We start from the raw sequence: 26,006 nt of genomic DNA on the forward strand, positions 1-26,006 counted from the left end.
TTGATAGTTGCCGGAATCGTTGCATTTTGCGGGTTTAGTGCGCAACCGTCATCCGTAAAGTGTAGATCCCCGGGAATTGTGGTGTTGCTTATGGCCCCATCGCGGGCAAGCCCGCTCCCACAGGGATCTTCTGTGAATGCAATATCGGTGAACAACAGAGAATAATGTGGGAGCGGCTTGCCGCGATGGAGCCAGTAGCATCTGCGAAGGTCTTGAGCGGTACTTGCATCTTCGCCACCCCACCCGCATAAATCACCCATGAATCTGCCCATTCCCCCGGACGCTGCTCTGGCAGGCTTTCACCCTGCCGTCAGCGCCTGGTTCCGCGCTACGTTCCCGACGGTCACCGCCGCCCAGGCACGGGCTTGGCCGTTGATTCGCCAGCGCCGCTCGACCTTGATTGCCGCGCCCACCGGTTCCGGCAAAACCCTCACTGCGTTTCTAGCGGTGATCGACGATCTGGTCCACCGAGGCCTGGAGACTGAAGGCGGGCTGCCCGATGAAACCCTGGTGGTCTACATATCGCCGCTGAAAGCACTGTCCAACGACATCCAGATCAACCTGCAAAACCCGCTGGCCGGCATCACCGAACAATTGCGCGCCATGGGCTTGCCTCCCTTGCGCATCAACACCGCCGTGCGCACCGGCGATACGCCGCAAAAAGAACGCACGGCAATGCGCAAGACAGCGCCACACATTCTGGTGACGACGCCGGAATCCTTGTACGTGCTGCTCGGTTCCGACTCGGGCAGAAAAATGCTCAGTACCGCACGCACGGTAATCGTCGATGAAATTCATGCCATCGCCGCCAGCAAACGCGGCAGTCATTTAGCGCTCAGCCTCGAGCGGTTGCAGGCGCTGTGCGCTGAACCCCTGACACGCATCGGCTTGTCCGCCACGCAAAAACCCATCGAAGCCGTGTCGCGCTATCTGGTTGGCCGGGATCGCCCATGCGAAATCATCGACATCGGACACGCCCGGCCACGGGATCTGGGCATCGAAGTGCCGCCCGTGCCGCTGTCGGCGGTCATGGCCAACGACGTCTGGGAACTGGTCTACGACCGCCTCGCCGCGCTGGCCCGCGAACACCGCACCACACTGATCTTCGTCAACACCCGACGCCTGGCCGAGCGCGTGAGCCGACACCTGAGCGAACGCCTGGGTAAAGACGCGGTGGCCGCCCACCACGGCAGCCTGGCCAAGGAGTTTCGTCTGGATGCCGAGCAACGGCTCAAGCGCGGCGAACTGCAAGTGCTGATCGCCACGGCATCCCTGGAATTGGGAATCGATATCGGTGACGTCGACCTGGTGTGCCAGATCGCCTCGCCGCGCTCGATCGCCGGTTTTCTGCAAAGGGTCGGGCGCTCCGGTCACCAGGTCGGTGGCACGCCCAAAGGCCGGTTGTTCGCCACCACGCGCGACGACTTGATCGAATGCACCGCCCTGCTCGACTGTGTACGTCGCGGTGAGCTCGACACCTTGCAGATTCCCAAGGCGCCGCTAGACGTCCTGGCCCAACAGATCATCGCCGAGGTCAGTTGCCAGGAATGGCCGGAACAGGCACTGCTGGACATGTTCCGCCAAGCCTCGCCCTACGCCGAACTCGACGAAAAACATTATCAGGCACTGCTGCAAATGCTCGCCGAGGGTTACAACGGCAGTCAGGGCATCCGCAGCGCTTACCTGCATCGCGACGCCGTAACCCGCACCCTGCGTGGTCGCCGTGGCAGCAAGCTGACAGCCGTGACCAGCGGCGGGACCATTCCCGACAACGCGGACTACAGCGTGCTGCTGGAGCCTCAGGGGCTGAACATCGGCAGCGTCAATGAAGACTTCGCGGTGGAGAGCATCGCCGGCGACGTCTTCCAGTTGGGCAATACGTCCTATCGGATCCTGCGAGTCGATAGCGGTAAAGTACGCGTCGAAGACGCCCAGGGCATGCCGCCGACCATTCCGTTCTGGCTCGGCGAGGCCCCGGGGCGCAGTGCCGAATTGTCATTCGCCGTGGCCCGACTGCAAGCGCAACTCGATGACTTGCTCAGCGCCACACCGGGCGACTTGCAACCGGCCCTCGACTGGCTGACCGACACCCTCGGCTTGAACCTCGACAGCGCCGAACAGTTGGTGGATTACCTGGCCCGCGCGCGACTGACCCTGGGTGCCTTGCCGTCCCAGGACACCCTGCTGATGGAGCGGTTTTTCGACGAATCCGGCGGCACACAACTGATCATCCACACGCCGTTCGGCAGTCGCATCAACCGTGCCTGGGGCCTGGCGCTGCGCAAGCGTTTCTGCCGCACGTTCAACTTCGAATTGCAGGCCGCTGCGAGCGAAGATGCGATCGTGTTGTCGCTGTCCACCAGCCACAGTTTTGAACTCGATGATGTGTGGCGCTACCTGCACAGCAATAGCGCGGAGCATTTACTGATTCAGGCAGTGCTCGACGCCCCGTTGTTCGGCGTGCGCTGGCGCTGGAACGCCAGTGTCGCCCTGGCGCTGCCGCGTTACACCGGCGGCCGGAAAGTCGCGCCGCAGATCCAGCGGATGAAAAGTGATGACCTGATCGCCAGCGTGTTTCCCGATCAGATTGCCTGCGTGGAGAACCTGGCGAGCGAACGCGAAGTGCCCGAGCACCCGCTGGTGGAACAAACCCTGGACGATTGCCTGCACGAGGCCATGGACAGCGAAGGCTGGCTGAACCTGCTGCGACGCATGGAGCGTGGCGAGGTGCGCTTGATCAGCCGCGACTTGCCGGCGCCGTCGCCGCTGGCGGCAGAAATCCTCAGCGCCCGCCCCTATACGTTCCTCGACGATGCCCCGCTGGAAGAGCGCCGCACCCAAGCCGTGCTCAACCGCCGCTGGACCGATCCGCAGTCCACCGACGACCTCGGCGCACTCGATGTCGAGGCGATTGAGGCGGTGCGCGAAGAAGCCTGGCCGGCGCCCACCAGCCTCGATGAAATGCATGAAGCGCTGATGAGTCTGGCGTGCATCACCGAAACCGAGGCGCAGGCCAATACCCATTGGCCCGACTGGCTGAACGCCTTGGCCAAGAGCGGTCGCGCCAGCCGTCTCAATGAATCACTGTGGTTTGCGCTGGAGCGCCTGACCTGCCTGCGGTCGATTTATCCACAGGCGAAGTTGCAGCCACCCCTTGAGGCGCTATCAGGATTCGATGAAGTCTGGGACGCGGACGAAGCCGTGCTGGAAGTGATCCGCGCACGGCTCAGTGCGTTTGGTCCGCTGCCGTTGCAGGCGATCGCCGACCCGCTTGGATTACCCGCCATTCAAGTCACTCAGGCCCTGGCTCAACTGGAGCGCGAAGGGTATGTGCTGCGCGGCCGGTTCACGCCCGGTGCCTCGGAGGATGAGTGGTGCGAGCGGCATTTGCTCGCGCGGATTCATCGCTACACGGTCAAGCGCTTGCGCCGGGAAATCGAGCCGGTGGCTTTGCAGGATTTCATGCGTTTTCTGTTCGACTGGCAGCACCTGTCAGCGGCGACGCAAGGCCAGGGCAGCGCGGTATTGCCGGCAATCGTCGCGCAATTCGAAGGCTACCCGGCCGCCGCTTCCGCCTGGGACAGCGACATTTTGCCAGCGCGCATCAAAGGCTACTCCGCCAGCTGGCTGGATGATCTGTGCCGCAGCGGCAAACTTGTCTGGACACGGCTGACCGCGCGCAACAAAAGCGCCACCACGGCCCTGCGCAGCACGCCCATCCTGTTGCTGCCGCGCAGTCAGGTCGGGTTGTGGAGCAGCTTGACCGAACAGACTCCGCTGAGCGACCTGTCACTCAAAACCCAAAAGGTTCATGAGGCTCTCACCCGACACGGCGCATTGTTTTTTGATGAGCTGATTCACGAGGCGCATCTGCTGCGCTCGGAACTGGAAATTGCCTTGCAGGAACTGGTGGGCGCCGGGCTGGTGAACGCCGACAGTTTTGCCGGACTGCGCGCGCTGATCACTCCGGCCAGCAAACGTCAGGCCCGCAGCAGCCGTCGTGGTCGCGGCGCGTTTATCGGCGGGATGGACGATGCCGGTCGCTGGGCGTTGTTGCGACGCGGTCCCGCCGCGCCGATTGTGGATAACAAACGTCCGGCGCCCACCCCCGCCGATACGCTGGAACACATCGCCATGACCCTGCTTCGACGTTATGGCGTGGTGTTCTGGCGCTTGCTGGAGCGCGAGGCGGACTGGTTGCCCAACTGGCGGGAACTGCTGCGCACCTTTCATCGCCTGGAAGCTCGTGGCGAGATTCGCGGCGGCCGGTTTGTCAGCGGTCTGGCGGGTGAGCAGTTTGCATTGCCGGAGGCCATTCCGTTGTTGCGCGAAGTCAGGCGGCGGCCCCATGACGGGAGTCTGGTGGTGGTGTGCGGGGTCGATCCGCTGAACCTTGCCGGCACGCTTTTGCCTGGGGCGAAGGTGCCTGGGTTGGCGAGCAATCGGTTGGTGTATCGGGATGGGGTGCCGGTGGCGGCGGTGATTGCGGGTAAGCAGCAGATTTGGGGGGAGCTGGATCAGGAGGTCGGTGCTGAGGTGCGGAGCAGGCTGATCCAGCGATGATGTTGTTCGGGCTGGCCTCATCGCGGGCAAGCCCGCTCCCACAGTAATTTGCGCCGATAAAAAAAACCTTGTGGGAGCGGGCTTGCCCGTGATGAGGCCAGCAGGACCAACATAGCTACTGACTACGCGGCTGATCCGGCAGCAACACCGACCCATGCTCTGGCGCCTGCCCCTCATCCCCAGGCTCTTCCGCCTGCCGCTTGGGCAGCAAAACCTGCTGTGGATAAGTTTGCGCGAAGTGCACCCACGGGCTGTTATCCACAAGCTTTTTCAAACGCTGATTGAACGCCCGGCTCACTGCATATTGCCCACCCGAGACGGTGCGGAATTGCGCCGTCAGCACCACGCCGTTGAGGTCCATCTTGTCGACGCCGAACACGTCCAGCGGACCTTGCAGGTTGTATTTGAGGAACGCGTCTTCGCGAATCGAATCCCCCGCTTCACGGATCAGTTCGATGGCTTTATCGACATCCGTGTCATAGGTGAACTGCACCGAGAAAAACGCGTAGGCAAATTGTCGTGATTGGTTGGTCACCGCCTTGATCTGGCCAAACGGCACCGAGTGCACAAAGCCCTTGCCGTCCCGCAGGCGCAAGGTCCGGATAGTCAGGCCTTCGACGGTGCCTGCGTGGCCGGAGTCGAGCACTACCCAGTCGCCGATCGATAGCGTGTCTTCGATGATGATAAACAGGCCAGTGATCACGTCCTGTACCAGTTGCTGCGAGCCAAAACCAATGGCCAGACCGACCACCCCCGCACCGGCCAGTAATGGCGCGACGTTGATCCCCAGGTTGGCCATGGTGGTGATTGCGCAAATCACCACCAGGATGATTTTCATCGCGTTGCGCAGCAGCGGCAGGATGGTTTTCACCCGGGTGCTGGGCTGGCGGGCCGAACGCTTGTTGGCCGATGGTTTGAGTGCTTCCTGAATCGCGGTGTCGAGCACCACCCAAACCAGCCAGGTCACCAGGAAGATCAGACCGATACGACTCAGCGAGTCACTGATCGCCCGCCCTATCGAGTTGCGCACGGCAAATTCGAACAGCGACACGCCCCAGATTCGTCCGAGGATTTCGATGAACGCCACGGCCATGACGATCCTCAGAAGGGCGTGCAGCAGGCTGAGAAAACGTTCCTTGTACGCGCTGCTGCGTTGAAGCGCCTCGGCTTGTCTGGACTTGAACAGGTGCTGGAAAATCGTGCTGAGAAATACCGTTCCGATCAGCAAAATGGTGGTGAACAAGGCACAACGCAGGGCTTTCTGATTGTCCTCGCCGACGCCGATCAGGTTGATCGCTGAAACCATCACCATCAGCAGAATCGGCCAGTACCAGAGCCCGGAAAAGATCCGCAGGGACTCTTGCATCGAAGGCTGTTTGAGCCGCTGAGCCAACGGTCGGTTACGGATCAGGTGCGCCACCGGGCGGCGCAGACGAATCACCAGTAAACCAAAGATGATCGAGGCAAAAAGTCCGGTGAATACCGCAACGCTGCTGGTGATATTGCCGCCCAGTTGCCGGGCGATCTGCGGGCTGGTCAACGCGTCGCTCAGCGCGGCGAGGAAGCCGATCAGGAACAGCGGTCTGGGGCAGTAATCACGAATGATCTGCACCGCGGGGCGCTTGTGCCCGGTGTTGAACATGACGATCACGCACAGCAGCATCGAGGTCGAAAAAATACCGCTGCTGGTGGCGTAGGCAAAACACATCGCCAGTGCGCGACCTACCGAGGCTTGCAGGAAATGACTGGCATAGAGCGTTACCGGCAGACAGATGACCGCCGGCAGCGTGTAAGGCAGCACATAGTTGAGCAGTGCCTGGCTGCGCTGGCGGGTTCGCAGCCAGCGCCCCTGGTTCAGGCGCTTGGCCAGAAGACCGCCCAGCACCGTCAGCAAAGCGAAGAGCCCGAGCCAGATGCCGGACAGCAGCAGGAAATCGCCAACGACACTCATGGGCGAGCGCGCGGATGGTTGATTCACCAGTTTGTCGACTTCATCCGCAGCCCTGTCGGCTCGCAGACGCCAGGCGTCCACCAGGTTTTCGTTGAGATCGAGTTTTTCCTGCACATCGTCGATGCTGGAACTGATGGCCCCAAGCAGACCGCCTTGCACCAGCGGCTCAGGCTTGGCCTGCTCCTCGCTGGCAGCGGGAACACCCGGTAGCGCGGCGGCTTCAAGTTCGTTGCTGCCCAGGATCAGCAACGCTCCCAGCAGTATTGCGGTTTTGAATTTGAGCAAAACGCAGGGCTCCTTAAAAACGCATCAGTTAGGAACTGATCGAAAAATGGTCAGCAAGTTCGGTTATAGCTGATAGAAACCCATCCTTGCGGGTCCGGTAAGCGCAACTGGATGAAGTTCAACACGAATCGTCGCCGGACTTAACCCCTGCGGCAGCTCCTACACAATCAAAGGCCGCGTATCGCCAGTCGATACATCAAAGGCCGTGCATCGCCAGCCGATACCATCCGTAGCCCCGTCGAAACTTTCTCCCGTTTTGTGCAGTCATCAAAAGACAGAGGCAACCGAGGACCATTAGACGGGAGGCGACATGGCGGCGATTCACATCGGTATTTCAGGTTGGCGTTACGTGCCCTGGCGCGGGGATTTCTACCCAAAGGGCTTGACCCAGAAACGTGAACTGCAATTTGCGTCGAGGGCGGTCAACAGCATCGAAATCAATGGATCGTTTTACGCCCTGCAACGGCCTGAGCGTTACGCCGAGTGGTATGCCGAAACGCCGGCTGATTTTGTCTTCAGCGTCAAAGCCCCACGTTTCATTACCCATATCAAGCGCCTGCGGGATGTGCACAAGCCCTTGGCGAATTTCTTTGCTTCCGGGGTGCTGGAGCTCAAGGAAAAGCTGGGGCCGATCCTTTGGCAATTTCCGCCCAATTTCAAATTCGATGCCGACCTGTTCGAGGGTTTCCTGGAACAACTTCCGCACAATACCCAGCAGGCCGCTGCCCTCGCCCGCCAACATGATTCGCACCTGCCGGGTCATGCCAGCGTGAAGGCTTACAAAAAAAAGCCCCTGCGCCACGCCGTGGAAATCAGAAACGACACCTTTATCGACCCCGCTTTTGTCCGCCTGCTCAAGCGCTACAACGTCGCCTTGGTCATTGCCGACACGGCGGGTAAATGGCCGTACCGCGAAGACCTCACCAGCGACTTTGTCTACCTGCGCCTGCACGGGGCCGAGGAACTGTATGCCAGCGGCTACACGTCCGAGGCGTTGAAACGCTGGGGCGACCGGATTGATGCCTGGAATCACGGGAAGCAACCCACGGATCCGCAGCTGATTGCGCCGCGGCAAAAACCTCAGGCACGCAAGTCCCGCGAGGTGTTCTGCTATTTCGACAATGACATCAAGGTCCGCGCGCCTTTTGATGCGCGACGTCTGCTGGAGCGCTTTCATCTCGATGACAGCCTGGCCACGAGACCCGGAGAGCCAGCAGCCGAAGGAGTGCTGCCATGAGCATTTCCGAACAGCCCGATGCTCCCGAGCAACTTCAGACCCACACTGCCGTGCGCCGTTTCACGGTGCTGACGGTCAATACACACAAGGGGTTCACCGCGCTTAACCGGCGATTCATCCTGCCGGAATTACGCGAAGCGGTGCGTAGCGTGTCGGCCGACGTGGTGTTTCTGCAGGAAGTCCATGGTACCCACGAGCACCATCCACAGCGCTACGACAATTGGCCGTCGATGCCGCAATACGAGTTCCTCGCCGACACTCTCTGGCCGCAGTTCGCCTATGGCCGCAACGCGGTGTACCCGGCCGGCGATCACGGCAACGCGCTGCTGTCGAAATTCCAGATCATCCGCCATGACAACCTCGACGTTTCCATCAGTGGTCATGAAAACCGCGGGATCCTGCATTGCGTACTGCGCCTGCCAGGTGACGGGCCGGAAGTTCATGCGATCTGCGTCCATTTGGGCTTGCATGAAACCCACCGAACCGAGCAACTCGAATTGCTCGCGCGCCGCCTCGCGGAGTTGCCAAGTGATGCGCCCGTCATCGTCGCCGGCGACTTCAACGACTGGCGCCAACGCGCTGATGCCTTGCTTGAACCTTGCGGTTTGCGCGAGGTGTTCGCGGAGCACCACGGCAAACCGGCGCGTAGCTTCCCGGCACGACTGCCGATTCTACGCCTGGACCGCATTTACGTACGAAACCTCAAGGCCAGCCGTCCGCAAGTGTTGGTTGCGCGACCCTGGTCTCACCTTTCCGACCACGCACCGCTATCGGTGGAGATTGAGCTATGAGCGTCCCGTCGATGGAGAAAAGCACCGTGGAACATACTTCCGAGCCTCCTGTTCGAGAGCCCGCAGCGGTTGACGTCGAATACGGCTGGCAAGGGAATAATCGGGTTGTGTTGCTGGAAAATGGCGAAGCGTATTTCCCGAGGGTCTTCGAGGCAATGCGTGAGGCCAAGACCGAGATTCTCCTGGAAACCTTCATTGTGTTTGAGGACAAGGTGGGCAACGAGCTGCAGGAAGTGCTGATCGAGGCGGCAAAACGCGGCGTGCGTGTCACCGCCAGCTTCGATGGTTTTGGCTGTGGAGAGCTGACCACCGGCTACCTCACTGCACTCAGCGAGGCCGGTGTGCACATCCAGATGTTCGATCCGGCGCCCAAGCACCTGGGCATACGCACCAACTGGTTCCGTCGGCTTCATCGCAAAATTGTGGTGGTCGACGGCACGGTCGCGTTCATTGGCGGGATCAACTTTTCCGGTGATCATCTCGCCGATTTTGGCCCCGAGGCCAAACAGGATTATTCGGTTGAAGTGCAGGGCCCGGCAGTGGCCGACATTCATCATTTTGCATTGCTGCAAAGCGGCCGCCCGGCGCGCGCCAAGTACTGGTGGCAACGGCGGCGGCAACGGCGCTCGGAACTGGCGTTCAGCGACCATGATGGTCAGGTGCGGCTGGTGTATCGCGACAATGGCGATCATCAGACCGATATCGAAGAGGTCTACCGGCAGGTGCTGCGCAGCGCCCAACGCCGCGTGGTTATCGCCAACGCTTACTTCTTTCCCGGTTATCGACTGCTGCGGGAGATCCGCAATGCTGCCCGTCGTGGCGTGGAGGTGCGGCTCATTCTGCAAGGTCAGCCGGACATGATGGTGGCCAAGCTCGCCGCGCGCATGACCTATGACTATTTGCTCAAGTCCGGTGTGCAGATTCACGAATATTGCGAGCGTCCCCTGCACGGCAAAGTGGCGTTGGTGGATGAGGACTGGAGCACGGTCGGATCAAGCAATCTCGACCCGTTGAGCCTGTCGATGAATCTGGAAGCCAACGTGTTGATACGTGACCGCGCCTTCAACCGCGAACTGTTCGAACGTCTGGAAGACCTCAGCAACAATCACTGCAAGGCCATGTCAGCCGATAAATCCCCCCGCGGTCGGGTCTGGCACATGACCGTGGGCTTTCTGGTGTTCCACTTCTTGCGGCACTTCCCTGCGTGGGCCGGTTGGCTTCCAGCGCATAAACCGCGCCTGAAACGGTTCACTCATCCAACCGGGAGCAAACTCCATGAGCCGCGCTGAAGCCCAACCGGCGCAGCATGCCGAAACCCCGGGAAAATCCCGCTGGAGCCGCTGGAAACGGCCGTTGACGATGCTGTTTTTTCTGGCGCTGATCGTGCTGTTCACGATGCTTGCTCGCCGCATCGAATGGAATGAAGTGTTCGAAACCCTGGCCGATTTCAAAGTACGCACGTTGATTATCGCCTCGGGCCTGACGCTGTTGAGTTTTCTGGTCTACGCCTGTTTTGACCTGATCGGTCGCACGTACATCCGTCAGGACCTGACCTGGAAGCAGATCCTCCCGGTCGGGATCATCAGCTACGCCTTCAACCTGAACCTGAGCGCCTGGGTCGGTGGAATCGCCATGCGCTATCGGCTGTATTCACGATTGGGGGTGAGCAAGTCCAACATCGCGAAAATCCTCGGCCTGAGTCTGGCGACCAACTGGTTCGGCTACATGTTGATTGCCGGCGTGGTCTTCAGCAGTGGGCTGGTGCGCATGCCGCCGGGCTGGAAACTCAGCAGCGATGCGCTGCAATGGGTGGGGGTGCTGTTACTGCTGGTGAGTGCGGGGTATCTGGCGGCGTGCCGGTTTTCCAAGCGTCGCGAGTGGGCGATTCGGGGAGTGGAAATCAACCTGCCATCGCTGCGCATGGCGATTCTGCAATTGGCGTTGGGTGCGTTGAACTGGTCGTTGATGGCGGCGGTGATTTTCACGCTGCTGCCGAGCAAGCTGGATTATCCGCTGGTGCTGGGCGTGCTGTTGATCAGCGCCATTGCCGGGGTGATCACGCACATTCCTGCGGGGCTGGGTGTGTTGGAGGCGGTGTTTGTCGCGCTGCTGCAACATGAGGCTTCACGGGGAAGCCTGGTGGCGGGGTTGCTGGCGTATCGGGCGATTTACTTTATTTTGCCGCTGTTGATCACGCTGGTGATGTACCTGGTGGTGGAGGCCAAAGCCAAGTCGTTGCGGATTTCGAAGAAGCCCAGGGATTGAACACATCCCTTTGATGAGGAGGGGCTGGCGTGTGGCGAGCCCCTTCTGGGAAATGCTCATTTCGATTGAATAATGCTCAACCGCTCGCCCACGACCATTTCGGTGATCCAGTCCACAAGAATCGAGGTATAGGCCTGTTGTGAAACAGGCTCGCTCAAGGCGTGATCGGCACCGTCGATGATTCGATGGGTCAGGGAGTGCGTCTGCTGGCAAGCGGCGCGGTAACTCATGATGGTTGCGTGGGGTACGTAGTCGTCCGTCTCTGACTCGACCAGCAACACGTCGCCGGTGAATTGCGAGCATGCATGCAATGCGCGATTGCTGTCGGCACGGATCAGCGTGCTGCGGTAATCGCGCAAATCCGTCTTGTCCAGTTCACGCTTGGGCGTGTGCCATTGTTCATCCCGATACAGCGCGGGGACCCGCAGCGCCAGCCAGCGGACCGGGCGTAGAGACGTCAGAATCGAGGCAAGATAACCGCCGTAACTGGTGCCCACCACCGCGATGGCGGACGTGTCGAGCGCCGGATGCGCAAGCAGCCGATCGTAGGCCGCGAGCAAATCGCGCAGATTGTCTTCACGCGTGACGCGCGTCAGCGGAATGCCGCTGCCACCGGTGTGGCCACGCAAGTCGAACGTCAGGCACACGCAACCCAGACCGGCGATGCCTTTAGCGCGCTCCAGATCGCGCTCCTGGCTGCCGCCCCATCCGTGTACGAAAAGAACCCCTGGGACTTTGGATTTGGGACTCAAGAAAGTCCCGACCATCTGTTCGTCGTCGATGTCGATTTGAATGGTTTCGCTTCTAGCCGTCATAGGATTTAACCGTCACGTACTTGAGAAGAAAGTCACTGTTTTCCGCAGGCCCGCGGTACACCTCGATGGCGTCTGCCGGCAGCGGTTGATCGATGTAGGTTTCCACCGAAGAGACACGAATCGCGCGCATACCCGGATCGTTGACGAAGCTCTGCAAGGCCGCCACCTCGGCGCTGCTGGCGCCGCCCATGCGCCAGGATTGTTCGAGCACGCCGCTGCGACTCTGGCCGTTGCTGTCCAGTCCCTGGGCGATGTCGTAGTTGCGTCGCGAGGCGTAAAACCCCGGATAGGCTTCGTCAGCCGCGCTGTCGAACACCTGGGCCTGGCGGATGGCCAGTTGCACGTCGTCAGCCAACGGCAATTCGAGCAGATCGTCGTAATACCCCTGCACGACCAACAGGTTCGAGCCTCCATAAACCTGCTCGCCATGGCCGTCTTCGGTCAAGTATTGATCGCCGCAGTAACTCAGCACCCTGTCGCCGATGAAGCTCTGGCCGACACTATGCGTGATGACATTTTGCAGGTCCTGCTCCAGCACGACGCCTTCGACAAACAACGTCCTGGCATCGGGTCGGGCGAGGATGGCATCGAACTGATCAAGACTCTCGACGACTTCCTGCCCGCGCCCGGCGCAAGCGTGAACCGGTTTGAGCCGGATCGGGCCGCTGTACAGCAAGTGCTCCGCCGCAGGCCGGGCATCTTCCAGGGAAAATACGCTGAGACCGTCGAGCACCACGCTGCGCACCCGTTCGGAAAACAACGGCGACCAGCCTTCAGGCGCGTAAGCGTGGCGGTTGAGCAAGCCATGACTGATGGCCTTGGTGCAGATGAAATCGTGATCGACGTACCCGCCCCACAGATCCTCGGGGCCTTTCACGCCTAGCTGACGAGCGGCTGCGGCGCCGACTAATGTCTGGGTGGGCAAAAGGTATAGGTCACGGCCGCTGTGCGCGTCGACGTCGTAGCTGCCACCGAATTTGAGCCCGAGGATTTGGGCCAGCCATCGAGCCAGTGCACGGTTGGTTTCCACTTCGTGCAAAGGCGCCTCGGCGCGAACCGAGTGAGCAACGACCAGTTTCTTGCGATTCGTTGGGGTCATGCATCCCCCTTCAATCTGCGCTGGGTGAATGTGGCAGGACCGGTGCCGGGATCGAACCAGGCACCGTCTGCTGGGAACCGTTACTGAATCCGCCGGTTAATCACTCCGACATTTTGCACCCTTGAGCGTTCAACTCTGACCGGCGCCGACGCCAAATCGGTTGCGGTAATCACTCGGCGCCAGCCCGGTGATTTTCCTGAAGGTTGCCCTGAATGCACTGGGGTCTTGATAGCCGACGGTCCAGGCGATGTGATCGATGGTGCCATTGGTGAATTCAAGCATTTCACGCGCTTTGCCGACCCGCAGATGCTGGCAATACTCGGTGGGCTTGAGGCCGGTTGCTGCGCGAAAACGACGCAGAAAAGTACGCTCTTCCAGCCCTGCCCGCTCGGCCATTGCGGTCAGTGATACCTCGGTCGCACCCGTGCTTTGCAGCCAGTGCTGAACCTTCAGAATCGATGCGTCGCCGTGATTGAGAATAGGTGAGAAGTTACTGCCGCATTCGCTTGCGCTGTCACTGTGCTCGACCACCAGGAACCGGGCAGTTCCGGTAGCGATACTTGGGCCGAGCAGGCGGTCCACCAGGCGTAATCCCAGCTCGGACCATGCCATCAGCCCGGCGGTGGTGATCAGGTCGCCGTCATCGACTATCGGTGTATCAGCCTTGAGCTTGATCGCCGGATAGCGCTCGGCGAAGGTTTTGGCTGAGGTCCAGTGGGTGGTGGCACTGCGTCCGTCGAGCAGGCCACTTTCGGCCAGCAGGATCGAACCGACGCAGACGCCGCCGAGGGTGGCGCCGTTCGCATGGTGCTGCCGCAGCCATTGAATCAAAGCGTGCGAGGCCTGCCCCTCGGAGAAGCCGGCAATCGACGGCGGAATCAGCACAGCTACCAGCGCCTCGTCTGGAGCGGGATGGCTGTCGTAAACGCACTCAGGCGCTTGTTCGCCATTGACCTGCCAATGACTGACCCGCAGCAGCGGCAAATGCGCAGCCTGATGCTCGGCGGCAATACGGTTGGCCACCCCGAACAAGTCCGTCAAACCGTGCACCGCCGCCATTTGCGCACCGGGATAAATCAGTACGCCCAATTGCGCGACAGCCCTTTGTGCATCCATTGTCAGTTTTCCCCCTTCTATTGTCGGTGCGGCCAATCCTCGGACGGCCTGCCAAGGCCGATACTTCATTCCACACCTACTACACACTTCGAGGAAACAGTCATGGCCAAGCAAGCACTCATCGTAGTCGATATCCAAAACGACTACTTCCCCCAAGGCAAGTGGCCATTGGTGGGCGCCGATGCCGCTGCCGATAACGCCGTACGTCTGTTAAAGGCCTTTCGCGACGCGGGTGAGTCGGTGGTGCACATCCGCCATGAATTCACGTCCGACGAAGCGCCTTTCTTCACTCCGGGTTCAGAGGGCGCAAAGCTTCATCCCAAGGTTCTCAACCGCGCGGATGAGCCCGTCGTGCTCAAGCACTTCGTCAATTCGTTTCGCGAAACCGAGTTGAAGTCGATCCTTGACGAGCAAGACATCAAGGAACTGGTGGTCGTTGGCAGCATGAGCCACATGTGTGTCGACGGCATCACTCGCGCCGCCGCCGATATGGGCTACACCGTCACCGTGATCCATGACGCCTGTGCCAGCCGTGACCTGGAGTTCAACGGTCTGACGGTTCCGGCGGCCCACGTTCACGCCGCGTTCATGTCAGCGCTGGGCTTTGCCTATGCGAGCGTGATCTCCACTGACGAATTCCTGGCTGCCAGCCACTAAGATCACAACGTCCTCATCGAAGTCCGAAAGCTCGACTTGCCCCTGCGCGGCCCATTAAAACGGCCCGGAGGGGACATATCGTCAGACGCCCGCGAGACTTACCGTTGAAATGCCGGATAATGGCGGCCAAATCGACTAGCCCGCTATTCTGGTAACCCCCATGGAAATCAAGGTCAACTTTCTCGACAACCTTCGACTTGAAGCCAAGTTCGATGACTTCACGGTGGTGGCTGATCAACCTATCCGCTACAAGGGCGATGGCTCGGCACCGGGCCCGTTCGACTACTTCCTCGCTTCGTCGGCGTTGTGCGCGGCGTACTTTGTAAAGTTGTACTGCAGCACCCGCAACATATCCACCGACAACATCCGTCTGTCACAGAACAACATTGTTGACCCGGAAAACCGCTACAACCAGATTTTCAAGATCCAGGTCGAGCTGCCAGCAGACATTTCCGAGAAGGACCGTCTGGGCATTCTGCGTTCCATCGACCGTTGCACCGTGAAAAAAGTGGTGCAGGCCGGCCCTGAGTTTGTGATCGAAGAGGTCGAAAACCTCGACGCCGACGCTCAGGCGTTGCTGATGCCTGCGTCCAGCTCTGAGGCGAGCACCTACATTGCCGGTAAGGATCTGCCACTTGAGCAGACCATTGCGAACATGTCGGCCATCCTCGCCGACCTGGGCATGAAGATTGAAATCGCCTCGTGGCGAAATATCGTGCCTAACGTGTGGTCGTTGCATATCCGCGATGCGCATTCGCCGATGTGCTTTACCAACGGCAAGGGCGCGACGAAGGAAGGCGCACTGGCGTCGGCACTGGGCGAGTTTATCGAGCGACTCAACTGCAACTTCTTCTACAACGACCAGTTCTGGGGCGAAGACATCGCCAATGCAGCGTTTGTGCACTATCCGGACGAACGCTGGTTCAAGCCGGGCCGTAAGGATGCGCTGCCGGTCGAAATTCTCGATGAGTACTGCCTGAAGATTTACAACCGCGACGGCGAGTTGCGTGGCTCCCATCTGATCGATACCAACTCGGGCAATGAAGAGCGTGGTATCTGCTCGCTGCCGTACGTGCGGCGTTCGGACGGTGAGGTGGTGTACTTCCCGTCCAACCTGATTGAAAACCTTTTCCTGAGCAACGGCATGAGTGCCGGTAACACGCTGGCCGAAGCGCAGGTGCAATGCCTGTCGGAGATCTTCGAGCGCGCGGTAAAACGCGAAATCATCGAGGGTGAATTTGCCCTGCCGGATGTGCCGGCCGATGTTTTGGCGAAGTTTCCCGGGATTTTGGCCGGTATTCAGGCACTGGAAGAGCAAGGTTTCCCCGTGCTGGTGAAAGATGCGTCCCTGGGCGGCGAATTCCCGGTGATGTGCGTCACGCTGATGAACCCGCGTACCGGCGGCGTGTTCGCCTCGTTCGGCGCGCACCCGAGCCTGGAAGTGGCGCTGGAACGCAGCCTGACCGAATTGCTTCAGGGCCGCAGCTTCGAAGGACTCAACGACCTGCCACAGCCGACGTTTGAAGGTCATGCGGTGACCGAGCCGAACAACTTCGTCGAGCACTTTATCGACTCCAGCGGCGTGGTGTCGTGGCGCTTCTTCAGCTCGAAATCGGACTACGAATTTGTCGAGTGGGACTTCTCTGGCCAGGGTGAAAACTCGAACGTCGAAGAGGCCGCGACCTTGTTCGGCATTCTCGAAGGCATGGGCAAAGAAGTGTACATGGCGGTCTACGAGCATATTGGCGCGACGGCGTGCCGCATCCTGGTGCCGGACTATTCGGAAATCTATCCCGTAGATGATCTGATCTGGGATAACACCAACAAAGCGCTGTTCTTCCGCGCCGATATCCTGAACCTGCATCGTCTGGACGAAGAGGAGCTGCGAGCGCTGGCTGAGCGTCTGGTGGAAAGTGAGCTCGACGACTACACCGACATCACTTCCTTGATCGGCATCGAGTTTGACGACAACACGGCCTGGGGCCAGCTGACGATTCTAGAGTTGAAGCTGCTGATTTATCTCGCCCTGCAGCAATTTGAAGAGGCGAAGGAAGCGGTGGAGATGTTCCTGCAGTACAACGACAACACGGTCGAGCGTGGCTTGTTCTATCAGGCCATCAATGCCGTGCTGGAGATGAAGCTGGACGAAGACCTGGAACTGGAAGACTACGAGGCTAATTTCCGCCGGATGTTTGGTAACGAGCGCATGGATGCAGCGATCGGATCGGTGGATGGCAGCGTTCGCTTCCATGGCTTGACGCCGACCAGCATGAAACTGGAAGGGCTCGACAGGCACCTGCGCCTGATCGACAGCTACAAGAAACTGCACACGGCGCGGGCGAATGTGACTGCTCACGCTCAGTCGTGACGCCGGCCCGGACGCTCCTGCTTAAATGATGCACAAAAGAAAACCCCCGACCAGTCGAGAGGACTGATCGGGGGTTTCGAGGCTAGACCTTACAAACAAGTCCAGGCTGCATCCTAGAACGGGATATCGTCATCGAAGCTGTCGAAATCCGGAGCCGGTTGCGGCGCAGCCTGCTGAGGAGCCGGACGCGACTGTTGTGGGGCGGACTGCTGCGGTGCCGACTGCTGTGGGCGCGGAGCTTGCTGACGCGGTGCCGGAGCGGACTGCTGGTAGTTATTGCCCCCGCCTTGTTGGTCGCCCTGTTGTGGACGGCCGCCGAGCAGTTGCATGGTGCCTTGCATGTCGACCACGATTTCGGTGGTGTAACGCTTGATACCGTCTTTTTCCCACTCGCGGGTTTGCAGCTTGCCTTCGATATACACCTGCGAACCTTTACGCAGGTATTCGCCGGCGATTTCGGCTACTTTGCCGAACATCGATACACGGTGCCATTCGGTCTTCTCGACCTTCTGACCGGTTTGCTTGTCAGTCCACTGTTCGCTGGTCGCCAGACTCAGGTTGGTCACGGCGTTACCGTTAGGCAAGTAGCGAACTTCGGGATCCTGGCCGCAAGTGCCGACCAATATGACTTTGTTAACCCCACGGGCCATAACGTTCTCCTAGGCTTCGCACGCTGTCGAGGCCGGGTTGTTCACCAGGCGCTCAAGGGTGGTGCGATCCAATAGTTCGGTGTCCAATTTGATGTAAATGGCCGCTTCATCAGCGACCACGACTGCATCTGTTACCCCTACGACGGCCAACAGGCGCTCGACCAGACCCGCTTCGCGGATCGCTTCGGGCGACAACGGCAAGCGCAGGCTCGTCACGTAGGGAGGTTCGCGCATGGTAACAGCAAAGGCTAACCAGAGGGCAGCCAGCCCGGCGCATCCAAGGAACACAACCGACAAACCGCCATGCTGGAACATCCACCCGCCCATGATCCCGCCCAACGCCGAACCCAGGAACTGACTGGTGGAATAAACCCCCATTGCCGTGCCCTTGCCGCCTGCCGGTGAAACCTTGCTGATCAACGATGGCAACGAAGCTTCCAGCAGGTTGAACGCGGTGAAGAACACCACCGTACCAATCACCAGAGCCCGCAAGCTATCGCCGAACTGCCAGAAGAATAGCTCAGTGAGCATCAGCGTCACGACGGCGCCGAGTAAAACTCGTTTCATTTTGCGTTTCTTCTCGCCGTAGATAATGAACGGGATCATGGCGAAGAAAGAAATCAGCAGCGCAGTCAGGTACACCCACCAGTGCTGCTCTTTGGGCAGGCCGGCTTTTTCGACCAGCGCCAACGGCAAGGCGACGAAGCTCGACATCAACATCGCGTGCAACACAAAAATGCCCAGGTCCAGGCGCAACAGGTCCGGATGCTTGAGCGTCGGCAACAGCGCCTGTCGCGCGACACCGGACTCACGATGCTGCAACGGCCCGGTGGCACGGGGCACCATGAACATCACGATGACGATGCCGATCAGCGCCATACCGCCCGTGGCGAGGAATAGTCCCGACAGGCCGAAGGCGCGAGTCAGCAACGGCCCTACAACCATGGCGACAGCGAACGACAAGCCGATGGTCATGCCAATCATCGCCATGGCTTTCGTGCGGTGTTGTTCCCGGGTCAGGTCCGACAGCAGAGCCATGACCGCTGCAGAAATGGCACCGGCACCTTGCAGGATTCGTCCGGCAATGACGCCCCAGATCGAATCGGCATTAGCGGCCAGTACACTGCCCAGGGCGAAAATGATCAGCCCCAGATAAATCACCGGACGTCGCCCGATGCGGTCGGAAATGAAACCGAAGGGAATCTGGAAAATCGCCTGGGTCAGGCCGTATGCGCCAATCGCCAGCCCGATAAGGGCCGGGGTCGCGCCTGCCAGATCCATCCCATAGGTCGCCAATACCGGCAACACCATGAACATGCCAAGCATACGGAAGGCGAACACCAGGGCCAGACCGCTTGCTGCGCGGGTCTCACTGCCACTCATGCGTTCGCTGTGGGGATCGTGCATGGATAAACCTCATGTGAACCGGCGGCGATTCTACCAGTCCCATCGATTGACAGGGTATATCGCGACGCTTTGCCGCGCTCTGCTGACAGACTCTTCATGTAAGACAACAATCCGCTCGTTTGATAGTGTGCATCCATCCAGTATTTGGCCGTATACTCCTACGTTTTCGACGCCCGCCAAGCGAGGCCACTTTGGACAAGATCCTGATTCGTGGGGCCCGAACCCACAACCTGAAGAACATCGACCTGACCCTGCCACGGGACAAACTGATCGTCATCACCGGCCTGTCCGGATCCGGCAAGTCGTCCCTGGCATTTGACACGTTGTACGCCGAAGGCCAGCGCCGCTACGTCGAATCGCTGTCCGCCTACGCGCGACAATTCCTGTCGATGATGGAAAAGCCTGACGTCGACACCATCGAAGGTTTGTCGCCGGCAATCTCCATCGAACAGAAGTCGACCTCGCACAACCCGCGTTCCACGGTCGGCACCATCACCGAAATCTACGACTACCTGCGCCTGCTCTACGCTCGCGTGGGTATTCCGCGTTGCCCGGATCACGATATTCCGCTGGAAGCGCAGACCGTCAGCCAGATGGTCGACCTGGTGCTTGCCCAGCCGGAAGGCAGCAAGCTTATGCTGTTAGCGCCGGTGATTCGCGAGCGTAAAGGCGAACATCTGTCGGTCTTCGAAGAGCTGCGCGCCCAGGGCTTCGTCCGCGCACGAATCAATGGCCGGCTTTGCGAGCTGGACGAGCTGCCGAAACTGGATAAACAGAAGAAGCATTCGATTGATGTCGTGGTTGACCGCTTCAAGGTTCGCGCCGATCTACAGCAGCGCCTCGCCGAGTCGTTCGAGACCGCGCTGAAACTGGCGGATGGCATCGCACTGGTTGCTCCGATGGACGACGAGCCTGGCGAAGAGATGATCTTTTCCGCGCGCTTCGCCTGCCCGATCTGCGGTCATGCCATCAGCGAGCTTGAACCCAAGCTGTTTTCCTTCAACAACCCGGCAGGCGCGTGCCCGACGTGCGATGGCCTGGGCGTGAAGCAGTTTTTTGATATCAAGCGACTGGTCAATGGAGACCTGACACTGGCCGAGGGCGCGATACGCGGCTGGGACAGGCGTAACGTCTATTACTTCCAGATGCTCGGATCGCTGGCGTCTCACTACAAGTTCAGCCTGGAAGTGCCATTCAATGAACTGCCGGCCGATCAGCAGAAGTACATCCTGCATGGCAGCGGTTCGCAGAACGTCGACTTCAAGTACCTGAACGACCGTGGCGACATCGTCAAACGTTCGCACCCGTTCGAAGGCATCGTGCCGAACCTGGAACGTCGCTACCGCGAAACCGAATCGGCTTCGGTACGTGAAGAGCTGGCCAAGTTCCTCAGCACCCAGCCTTGCCCGGATTGCCGTGGCACCCGTCTGCGTCGCGAGGCGCGGCACGTCTGGGTAGGTGAGAAGACGCTTCCGGCAGTCACCAATCTGCCGATCGGCGATGCGTGCGAGTACTTCGGCGGACTGAAATTGACGGGCCGCCGCGGTGAAATCGCCGACAAGATCCTCAAGGAAATTCGCGAGCGCCTGCAGTTCCTGGTCAACGTAGGCCTGGATTATCTGTCGCTGGATCGAAGCGCGGATACCCTATCCGGCGGTGAGGCTCAACGGATCCGCCTGGCCAGTCAGATTGGCGCCGGGCTGGTAGGTGTCCTGTACATTCTCGATGAGCCGTCCATCGGCCTGCACCAGCGCGACAATGATCGTTTGCTCGGTACGCTCAAGCACCTGCGGGACATTGGCAATACGGTCATCGTGGTCGAACACGACGAAGACGCCATTCGTCTTGCCGACTATGTGGTGGACATTGGCCCGGGTGCAGGTGTTCACGGGGGGCATATCGTTGCCGAGGGCACGCCCGCAGAAGTCATGGCTCACCCTGATTCGCTGACTGGTAAATACCTGTCGGGCCGGGTCAAGATTGCGGTTCCAGCCAAGCGTACGCCGCGTAACAAAAAGCTGTCTCTGTCCTTGAAAGGCGCGCGCGGCAACAATTTGCGCAATGTCGATCTGGATATTCCGATTGGTCTGCTGACCTGCGTCACTGGCGTATCCGGCTCGGGCAAGTCGACGCTTATCAACAACACGCTGTTTCCCCTGAGCGCCACGGCACTCAATGGTGCAACGACGCTGGAGGCTGCCGCACACGACAGCATCAAAGGTCTGGAGCATCTGGACAAGGTGGTCGACATTGACCAGAGCCCGATTGGCCGTACGCCGCGCTCAAACCCGGCGACGTACACCGGCTTGTTCACGCCGATTCGCGAATTGTTCGCCGGCGTGCCGGAATCCCGTTCCCGTGGATATGGCCCGGGGCGATTCTCCTTCAACGTGAAAGGCGGTCGTTGCGAAGCGTGTCAGGGCGATGGTCTGATCAAGGTCGAAATGCACTTTCTGCCGGACATCTATGTGCCGTGCGACGTCTGCAAGAGCAAGCGCTACAACCGCGAAACCCTTGAGATCAAATACAAGGGCAAGAGCATTCACGAGACCCTCGAGATGACCATCGAGGAAGCGCGAGTGTTCTTCGACGCGGTTCCGGCGCTGGCGCGCAAGCTTCAGACGCTAATGGATGTTGGGCTGTCGTACATCAAGCTGGGGCAATCGGCGACCACGTTGTCTGGAGGTGAAGCGCAACGGGTAAAACTGTCTCGCGAGCTTTCCAAACGCGATACCGGCAAGACGTTGTACATCCTCGATGAGCCAACCACTGGCCTGCACTTCGCAGACATCCAGCAACTGCTCGATGTACTGCACAGACTGCGCGACCACGGCAATACTGTGGTGGTAATCGAGCACAACCTCGACGTGATCAAAACGGCCGACTGGCTGGTGGACCTCGGACCCGAGGGTGGTTCCAAAGGTGGGCAGATTATTGCCGTTGGTACGCCAGAAGAAGTCTCTGAGATGAAGCAATCGCACACTGGCTTCTACCTCAAGCCGCTCCTGGCTCGCGACCGGGACTGATCCGGCCCCACGAAAAAGCCCCTGTCACTTCATCAGTGGCAAGGGCTTTTTTGTAGCTGATTAGAACTGCGATTGCAGGTAGTTCTCGAGACCGATCAGCTTGATCAAACCCAGCTGTTTTTCCAGCCAGTAGGTGTGATCTTCTTCGGTATCGTTGAGCTGAATGCGCAGGATCTCGCGGCTTACGTAATCTTTGTGCAACTCGCAAAGTTCAATGCCCTTACAGAGAGCAGCGCGAACTTTGTATTCGAGGCGTAAATCGGCGGCGAGCATATCAGGCACGGTTGTGCCGACATCGAGGTCGTCAGGACGCATGCGCGGAGTGCCTTCAAGCATCAGGATCCGACGCATCAGCGCGTCAGCGTGCTGTGCTTCTTCTTCCATTTCATGGTTGATACGTTCGTAGAGCTCGGTGAAACCCCAGTCCTCGTACATCCGCGAGTGGATGAAATACTGATCACGCGCCGCCAGCTCGCCGGTCAGCAACGTGTTGAGGTAATCGATAACGTCTGGGTGGCCTTGCATCGCCCTACATCTCCCTGCTTGAAAGTCTGTAGTTTGAACCAAGGCGACTATTAGGTCACTCCGTTTACGCGATAAAAGCGAAGATATTCTGAGAAAAGTAGTTTAAATAGCGCAAAAACCGCCCAGATGAGGGCGGTTCTGCTTCTCGTTTAGACTTCGTTAATCTGTACGTTGAGTGCCTTTGCGACTGCTTCTCCATACGCCGGATCGGCCTTGTAGAAATGCTGCAACTGGCGATCAACCACGTCGCTTGAAACCCCAGCCATTGCGCCGGCAATGTTATTGATCAACAGGGTTTTCTGCTCGTCGCTCATCAGGCGGAACAGCGCACCAGCATGGCTGTAGTAATCGGTGTCTTCGCGATGGTCATAACGATCCGCGGCACCGTTCAATGCCAACGGAGGTTCAGCATAACGAGGGGCCTGTTTTGGCGCCTCGATGTAGCTGTTTGGCTCGTAATTCGGCGCACTGCCGCCGTTGCTGCCGAATGCCATCGAACCGTCACGCTGGTAGCTGTTCACTGGGCTATGTGGGGCATTCACCGGCAGCTGCTGATGGTTGGTGCCGATGCGGTAGCGGTGCGCATCTGCGTAAGCAAACACACGCCCTTGCAGCATACGATCTGGCGACAGCCCGACACCCGGCACCATGTTGCTCGGACCAAATGCGGCTTGCTCGACTTCTGCAAAATAGTTCTGCGGATTACGGTTCAGTTCAAGCTCGCCGACTTCAATCAATGGAAATTCTTTCTGCGACCAGGTCTTGGTGACGTCGAACGGGTTCTCGTAGTGTGCCGCGGCTTGAGCCTCGGTCATTATCTGAATGCAGACACGCCATTTCGGGAAATCACCGCGCTCGATCGCACCGAACAGATCCCGCTGAGCGTAATCCGGATCGGTACCCGCCAGACGTGCAGCGTCAGCAGGCGCCAGGTTCTTGATCCCCTGCTTGGTCTTGTAGTGCCATTTCACCCAGTGCCGCTCGCCGCTGGCATTGATCAGACTGTAGGTATGGCTACCGAAGCCGTGCATATGACGGTATCCGTCGGGAATGCCGCGGTCCGAGAACAGAATAGTGACCTGGTGCAACGCCTCAGGCGAGTGCGACCAGAAATCCCACATCATCTGCGCGCTTTTCAGGTTGCTTTGCGGTAGGCGCTTTTGGGTGTGGATAAAGTCAGGGAATTTGAGCGGATCACGGATGAAGAACACCGGCGTGTTGTTGCCGACAATGTCCCAATTACCTTCTTCGGTGTAGAACTTCAACGCGAATCCACGTGGATCGCGCTCTGTGTCGGCGGAACCACGCTCACCACCCACGGTAGAAAAACGCAGGAAGGTTGGGGTTTGCTTACCGACGGACTCAAACAGTTTGGCGCTGGTGTACTCGGTTATGTCACGAGTCACCGTAAATGTGCCGTAAGCACCCGAGCCTTTCGCGTGCACTCTACGCTCAGGAATATTCTCACGATTGAAGTGAGCAAGTTTCTCGATGAGATGGAAATCATCAAGCAACAGCGGTCCGCGTGAGCCGGCGGAGCGGGAATTCTGGTTATCGGCGACAGGAGCGCCACTGGCGGTGGTAAGGGTTTTATTTTGGCTCATTGAAATCTCTTCCTCTGTCAGTCTATGAACTACCGCTGATCGGCTAGAGGAGAGTATTGACCACCAACGTTACACGTACAAATTCATTAAGCTATGCATGGCGATAGATTTTTTCTAACGACCGTAGGAGTGACTGGCATTTAATAGCGAGCACAAAAAACCGGGCACTAGGCCCGGTTCTTCGTTTCAGACTGACGTCTTACTCAGCGGATACAGCTTCACCGCCAACTGGACGATCAACCAACTCAACGTACGCCATAGGCGCGTTGTCACCAGTGCGGAAGCCGCACTTGAGGATGCGCAGGTAGCCACCCTCACGGGTAGCGTAACGCTTGCCCAGGTCGTTGAAGAGCTTACCAACGATAGCTTTCGAACGAGTACGGTCGAAAGCCAAACGGCGGTTAGCCAGGCTGTCTGTCTTGGCCAAAGTGATCAGCGGCTCAGCAACGCGACGCAGTTCTTTAGCTTTCGGCAGTGTAGTTTTGATCAGCTCGTGCTCGAACAGCGACACCGCCATGTTTTGAAACATGGCCTTGCGGTGCGAGCTGGTGCGGCTCAGGTGACGACCACTTTTACGATGACGCATGGTTCATTCCTTACCAAACACAACGTTCGGTGATTACGACGATCAGGCAGTCGCCTTGTCGTCCTTCTTAAGACTTGCAGGCGGCCAGTTGTCGAGGCGCATGCCGAGGGACAGACCGCGGGAGGCCAGAACGTCCTTGATTTCAGTCAAGGATTTCTTGCCAAGGTTCGGAGTCTTCAACAGCTCTACTTCGGTGCGCTGGATCAGGTCACCGATGTAGTAGATGTTTTCCGCCTTAAGGCAGTTAGCCGAACGTACAGTCAGTTCCAGATCGTCAACCGGGCGAAGCAGGATCGGATCGATCTCGTCTTCCTGCTCGACAACCACTGGCTCACTGTCACCTTTGAGGTCGACGAACGCAGCCAACTGCTGTTGCAGAATGGTTGCAGCGCGACGGATAGCCTCTTCAGGATCCAGGGTGCCGTTGGTTTCCAGATCAATAACCAGCTTGTCCAGGTTAGTACGCTGCTCGACACGGGCGTTTTCCACCACGTATGCGATACGGCGAACCGGGCTGAACGAAGAGTCAAGCTGCAAGCGACCGATGCTGCGGCTTTCGTCTTCATCGCTCTGACGCGAGTCTGCCGGTTCATAACCACGACCACGAGCTACGGTGAGCTTCATGTTCAGGGCGCCGTTAGACGCCAGGTTAGCGATTACGTGATCGGGGTTAACGATCTCGACATCATGATCCAGCTGAATATCGGCAGCGGTAACCACCCCCGAACCCTTCTTCGACAAGGTCAGCGTAACTTCGTCACGACCGTGCAGCTTGATAGCCAGACCTTTAAGGTTCAACAGGATTTCAATTACGTCTTCCTGTACGCCTTCGATGGCGCTGTACTCATGGAGTACACCGTCAATCTCGGCCTCGACTACTGCACAGCCGGGCATTGAGGACAACAGGATGCGGCGCAGCGCGTTGCCCAGGGTGTGGCCAAAACCACGCTCGAGAGGCTCGAGAGTGATTTTGGCGCGGGTTGGACTGACAACCTGCACATCAATATGGCGGGGTGTCAGGAACTCATTTACCGAAATCTGCATGGATGCACCTATTTTCT

18 protein-coding genes are annotated in these 26,006 nt (G+C 59.0%); 8 read left to right on the top strand and 10 right to left on the bottom strand.

Going from position 1 to position 26,006, the window contains the following annotated elements; all coding sequences use genetic code 11:
• Positions 1–258 precede the first annotated feature (258 nt).
• Positions 259–4,563 (top strand): DEAD/DEAH box helicase, encoded by a 4,305-nt coding sequence (locus tag AC3ZVB_RS23150; RefSeq protein WP_490147834.1) that lies wholly within the window; start codon positions 259–261, stop codon positions 4,561–4,563.
• A 115-nt stretch (positions 4,564–4,678) separates the two neighbouring features.
• On the opposite strand, the gene AC3ZVB_RS23155 is transcribed toward AC3ZVB_RS23150, so the two are convergent.
• Complete coding sequence (locus AC3ZVB_RS23155) at positions 4,679–6,799, bottom strand: mechanosensitive ion channel family protein (RefSeq protein WP_490147835.1); 2,121 nt, start codon at positions 6,797–6,799, stop codon at positions 4,679–4,681.
• A 310-nt stretch (positions 6,800–7,109) separates the two neighbouring features.
• On the opposite strand from AC3ZVB_RS23155, the gene AC3ZVB_RS23160 reads away from it, so the two are divergent.
• Genes AC3ZVB_RS23160 through AC3ZVB_RS23175 form a run of 4 tightly spaced genes read left to right on the top strand, consistent with a single transcriptional unit; the run spans position 7,110 to position 11,092 of the window.
• Positions 7,110–8,036, top strand: coding sequence for a DUF72 domain-containing protein (locus AC3ZVB_RS23160; protein ID WP_490147836.1), 927 nt, complete (start codon positions 7,110–7,112; stop codon positions 8,034–8,036).
• On the top strand, positions 8,033–8,827 hold the full coding sequence (locus AC3ZVB_RS23165; RefSeq protein WP_194692910.1) for an endonuclease/exonuclease/phosphatase family protein: 795 nt from the start codon (positions 8,033–8,035) through the stop codon (positions 8,825–8,827). The genes AC3ZVB_RS23160 and AC3ZVB_RS23165 overlap by 4 nt, the downstream gene beginning before the upstream one ends.
• The gene (gene clsB, locus AC3ZVB_RS23170) at positions 8,824–10,116 is read left to right on the top strand and encodes a cardiolipin synthase ClsB (RefSeq protein WP_162438854.1); all 1,293 of its coding nucleotides are present in this window, start codon (positions 8,824–8,826) and stop codon (positions 10,114–10,116) included. Before AC3ZVB_RS23165 ends, clsB begins: the two co-directional genes overlap by 4 nt.
• Positions 10,103–11,092 (top strand): lysylphosphatidylglycerol synthase domain-containing protein, encoded by a 990-nt coding sequence (locus tag AC3ZVB_RS23175; RefSeq protein ID WP_194692911.1) that lies wholly within the window; start codon positions 10,103–10,105, stop codon positions 11,090–11,092. Before clsB ends, AC3ZVB_RS23175 begins: the two co-directional genes overlap by 14 nt.
• Before the next feature lie 56 nt (positions 11,093–11,148).
• On the opposite strand, the gene AC3ZVB_RS23180 is transcribed toward AC3ZVB_RS23175, so the two are convergent.
• The 3 genes from AC3ZVB_RS23180 to AC3ZVB_RS23190 all read right to left on the bottom strand — a co-directional run bounded on the left by AC3ZVB_RS23180 (position 11,149) and on the right by AC3ZVB_RS23190 (position 14,122).
• Entirely contained in the window at positions 11,149–11,907 is a 759-nt protein-coding gene (locus AC3ZVB_RS23180; protein ID WP_162438852.1) for an alpha/beta hydrolase family protein, read from the bottom strand.
• Positions 11,897–13,006: a DUF3182 family protein gene (locus AC3ZVB_RS23185; RefSeq protein ID WP_490147837.1), complete on the bottom strand. Its 1,110-nt coding sequence runs from the start codon at positions 13,004–13,006 to the stop codon at positions 11,897–11,899. The genes AC3ZVB_RS23180 and AC3ZVB_RS23185 overlap by 11 nt, the downstream gene beginning before the upstream one ends.
• Positions 13,007–13,135: 129 nt before the next feature.
• Complete coding sequence (locus AC3ZVB_RS23190; RefSeq protein WP_490147838.1) at positions 13,136–14,122, bottom strand: GlxA family transcriptional regulator; 987 nt, start codon at positions 14,120–14,122, stop codon at positions 13,136–13,138.
• Between the two features lie 102 nt (positions 14,123–14,224).
• Between AC3ZVB_RS23190 and AC3ZVB_RS23195 the strand changes: the two genes are divergently transcribed.
• Together AC3ZVB_RS23195 and AC3ZVB_RS23200 are read left to right on the top strand one after the other, a co-directional pair.
• On the top strand, positions 14,225–14,779 hold the full coding sequence (locus tag AC3ZVB_RS23195; RefSeq protein WP_194692914.1) for a cysteine hydrolase family protein: 555 nt from the start codon (positions 14,225–14,227) through the stop codon (positions 14,777–14,779).
• A gap of 160 nt (positions 14,780–14,939) precedes the next feature.
• A complete protein-coding gene (locus AC3ZVB_RS23200) occupies positions 14,940–17,147 on the top strand; it encodes an OsmC domain/YcaO domain-containing protein (protein WP_162438848.1) in 2,208 nt (735 codons plus the stop codon).
• 113 nt (positions 17,148–17,260) lie between these two features.
• Here the strand turns inward: AC3ZVB_RS23200 and AC3ZVB_RS23205 are convergent, their stop codons facing one another.
• Both AC3ZVB_RS23205 and AC3ZVB_RS23210 read right to left on the bottom strand, forming a co-directional pair.
• A complete protein-coding gene (locus AC3ZVB_RS23205; RefSeq protein WP_162438847.1) occupies positions 17,261–17,797 on the bottom strand; it encodes a single-stranded DNA-binding protein in 537 nt (178 codons plus the stop codon).
• A gap of 9 nt (positions 17,798–17,806) precedes the next feature.
• Positions 17,807–19,204 carry an MFS transporter gene (locus AC3ZVB_RS23210; protein ID WP_490147839.1) on the bottom strand — a complete coding sequence of 466 codons (1,398 nt, stop codon included), beginning with the start codon at positions 19,202–19,204 and terminating at the stop codon, positions 17,807–17,809.
• 191 nt (positions 19,205–19,395) lie between these two features.
• Here AC3ZVB_RS23210 and uvrA point away from each other — a divergent pair, with 191 nt between their 5' ends.
• Positions 19,396–22,230: an excinuclease ABC subunit UvrA gene (gene uvrA, locus AC3ZVB_RS23215; RefSeq protein WP_162438845.1), complete on the top strand. Its 2,835-nt coding sequence runs from the start codon at positions 19,396–19,398 to the stop codon at positions 22,228–22,230.
• A gap of 60 nt (positions 22,231–22,290) precedes the next feature.
• Here uvrA and bfr read toward each other — a convergent pair whose 3' ends face one another.
• The 4 genes from bfr to AC3ZVB_RS23235 all read right to left on the bottom strand — a co-directional run bounded on the left by bfr (position 22,291) and on the right by AC3ZVB_RS23235 (position 25,989).
• Entirely contained in the window at positions 22,291–22,755 is a 465-nt protein-coding gene (gene bfr, locus AC3ZVB_RS23220; protein ID WP_007933692.1) for a bacterioferritin, read from the bottom strand.
• Positions 22,756–22,904: 149 nt separating this feature from the next.
• Complete coding sequence (locus AC3ZVB_RS23225; protein WP_490147840.1) at positions 22,905–24,359, bottom strand: catalase; 1,455 nt, start codon at positions 24,357–24,359, stop codon at positions 22,905–22,907.
• A 199-nt stretch (positions 24,360–24,558) separates the two neighbouring features.
• Positions 24,559–24,945: a 50S ribosomal protein L17 gene (rplQ, locus tag AC3ZVB_RS23230; protein WP_007896790.1), complete on the bottom strand. Its 387-nt coding sequence runs from the start codon at positions 24,943–24,945 to the stop codon at positions 24,559–24,561.
• 42 nt (positions 24,946–24,987) lie between these two features.
• Positions 24,988–25,989 carry a DNA-directed RNA polymerase subunit alpha gene (locus AC3ZVB_RS23235; protein ID WP_003186012.1) on the bottom strand — a complete coding sequence of 334 codons (1,002 nt, stop codon included), beginning with the start codon at positions 25,987–25,989 and terminating at the stop codon, positions 24,988–24,990.
• Positions 25,990–26,006 lie beyond the last annotated feature (17 nt).

Source organism: Pseudomonas sp. MDV22-iso1 (assembly GCF_058145095.1).

What these genes read in the sequence shown, in the direction of transcription:
- AC3ZVB_RS23150 (WP_490147834.1), top strand. Translation starts at nt 259, where the DNA reads ATGAATCTGCCCATTCCCCCGGACGCTGCTCTGGCAGGCTTTCACCCT.
- AC3ZVB_RS23160 (WP_490147836.1), top strand. Translation starts at nt 7,110, where the DNA reads ATGGCGGCGATTCACATCGGTATTTCAGGTTGGCGTTACGTGCCCTGG.
- AC3ZVB_RS23165 (WP_194692910.1), top strand. Translation starts at nt 8,033, where the DNA reads ATGAGCATTTCCGAACAGCCCGATGCTCCCGAGCAACTTCAGACCCAC.
- clsB (WP_162438854.1), top strand. Translation starts at nt 8,824, where the DNA reads ATGAGCGTCCCGTCGATGGAGAAAAGCACCGTGGAACATACTTCCGAG.
- AC3ZVB_RS23175 (WP_194692911.1), top strand. Translation starts at nt 10,103, where the DNA reads ATGAGCCGCGCTGAAGCCCAACCGGCGCAGCATGCCGAAACCCCGGGA.
- AC3ZVB_RS23180 (WP_162438852.1), bottom strand. Translation starts at nt 11,907, where the DNA reads ATGACGGCTAGAAGCGAAACCATTCAAATCGACATCGACGACGAACAG.
- AC3ZVB_RS23185 (WP_490147837.1), bottom strand. Translation starts at nt 13,006, where the DNA reads ATGACCCCAACGAATCGCAAGAAACTGGTCGTTGCTCACTCGGTTCGC.
- AC3ZVB_RS23190 (WP_490147838.1), bottom strand. Translation starts at nt 14,122, where the DNA reads ATGGATGCACAAAGGGCTGTCGCGCAATTGGGCGTACTGATTTATCCC.
- AC3ZVB_RS23195 (WP_194692914.1), top strand. Translation starts at nt 14,225, where the DNA reads ATGGCCAAGCAAGCACTCATCGTAGTCGATATCCAAAACGACTACTTC.
- AC3ZVB_RS23200 (WP_162438848.1), top strand. Translation starts at nt 14,940, where the DNA reads ATGGAAATCAAGGTCAACTTTCTCGACAACCTTCGACTTGAAGCCAAG.
- AC3ZVB_RS23205 (WP_162438847.1), bottom strand. Translation starts at nt 17,797, where the DNA reads ATGGCCCGTGGGGTTAACAAAGTCATATTGGTCGGCACTTGCGGCCAG.
- AC3ZVB_RS23210 (WP_490147839.1), bottom strand. Translation starts at nt 19,204, where the DNA reads ATGCACGATCCCCACAGCGAACGCATGAGTGGCAGTGAGACCCGCGCA.
- bfr (WP_007933692.1), bottom strand. Translation starts at nt 22,755, where the DNA reads ATGCAAGGCCACCCAGACGTTATCGATTACCTCAACACGTTGCTGACC.
- AC3ZVB_RS23225 (WP_490147840.1), bottom strand. Translation starts at nt 24,359, where the DNA reads ATGAGCCAAAATAAAACCCTTACCACCGCCAGTGGCGCTCCTGTCGCC.
- rplQ (WP_007896790.1), bottom strand. Translation starts at nt 24,945, where the DNA reads ATGCGTCATCGTAAAAGTGGTCGTCACCTGAGCCGCACCAGCTCGCAC.
- AC3ZVB_RS23235 (WP_003186012.1), bottom strand. Translation starts at nt 25,989, where the DNA reads ATGCAGATTTCGGTAAATGAGTTCCTGACACCCCGCCATATTGATGTG.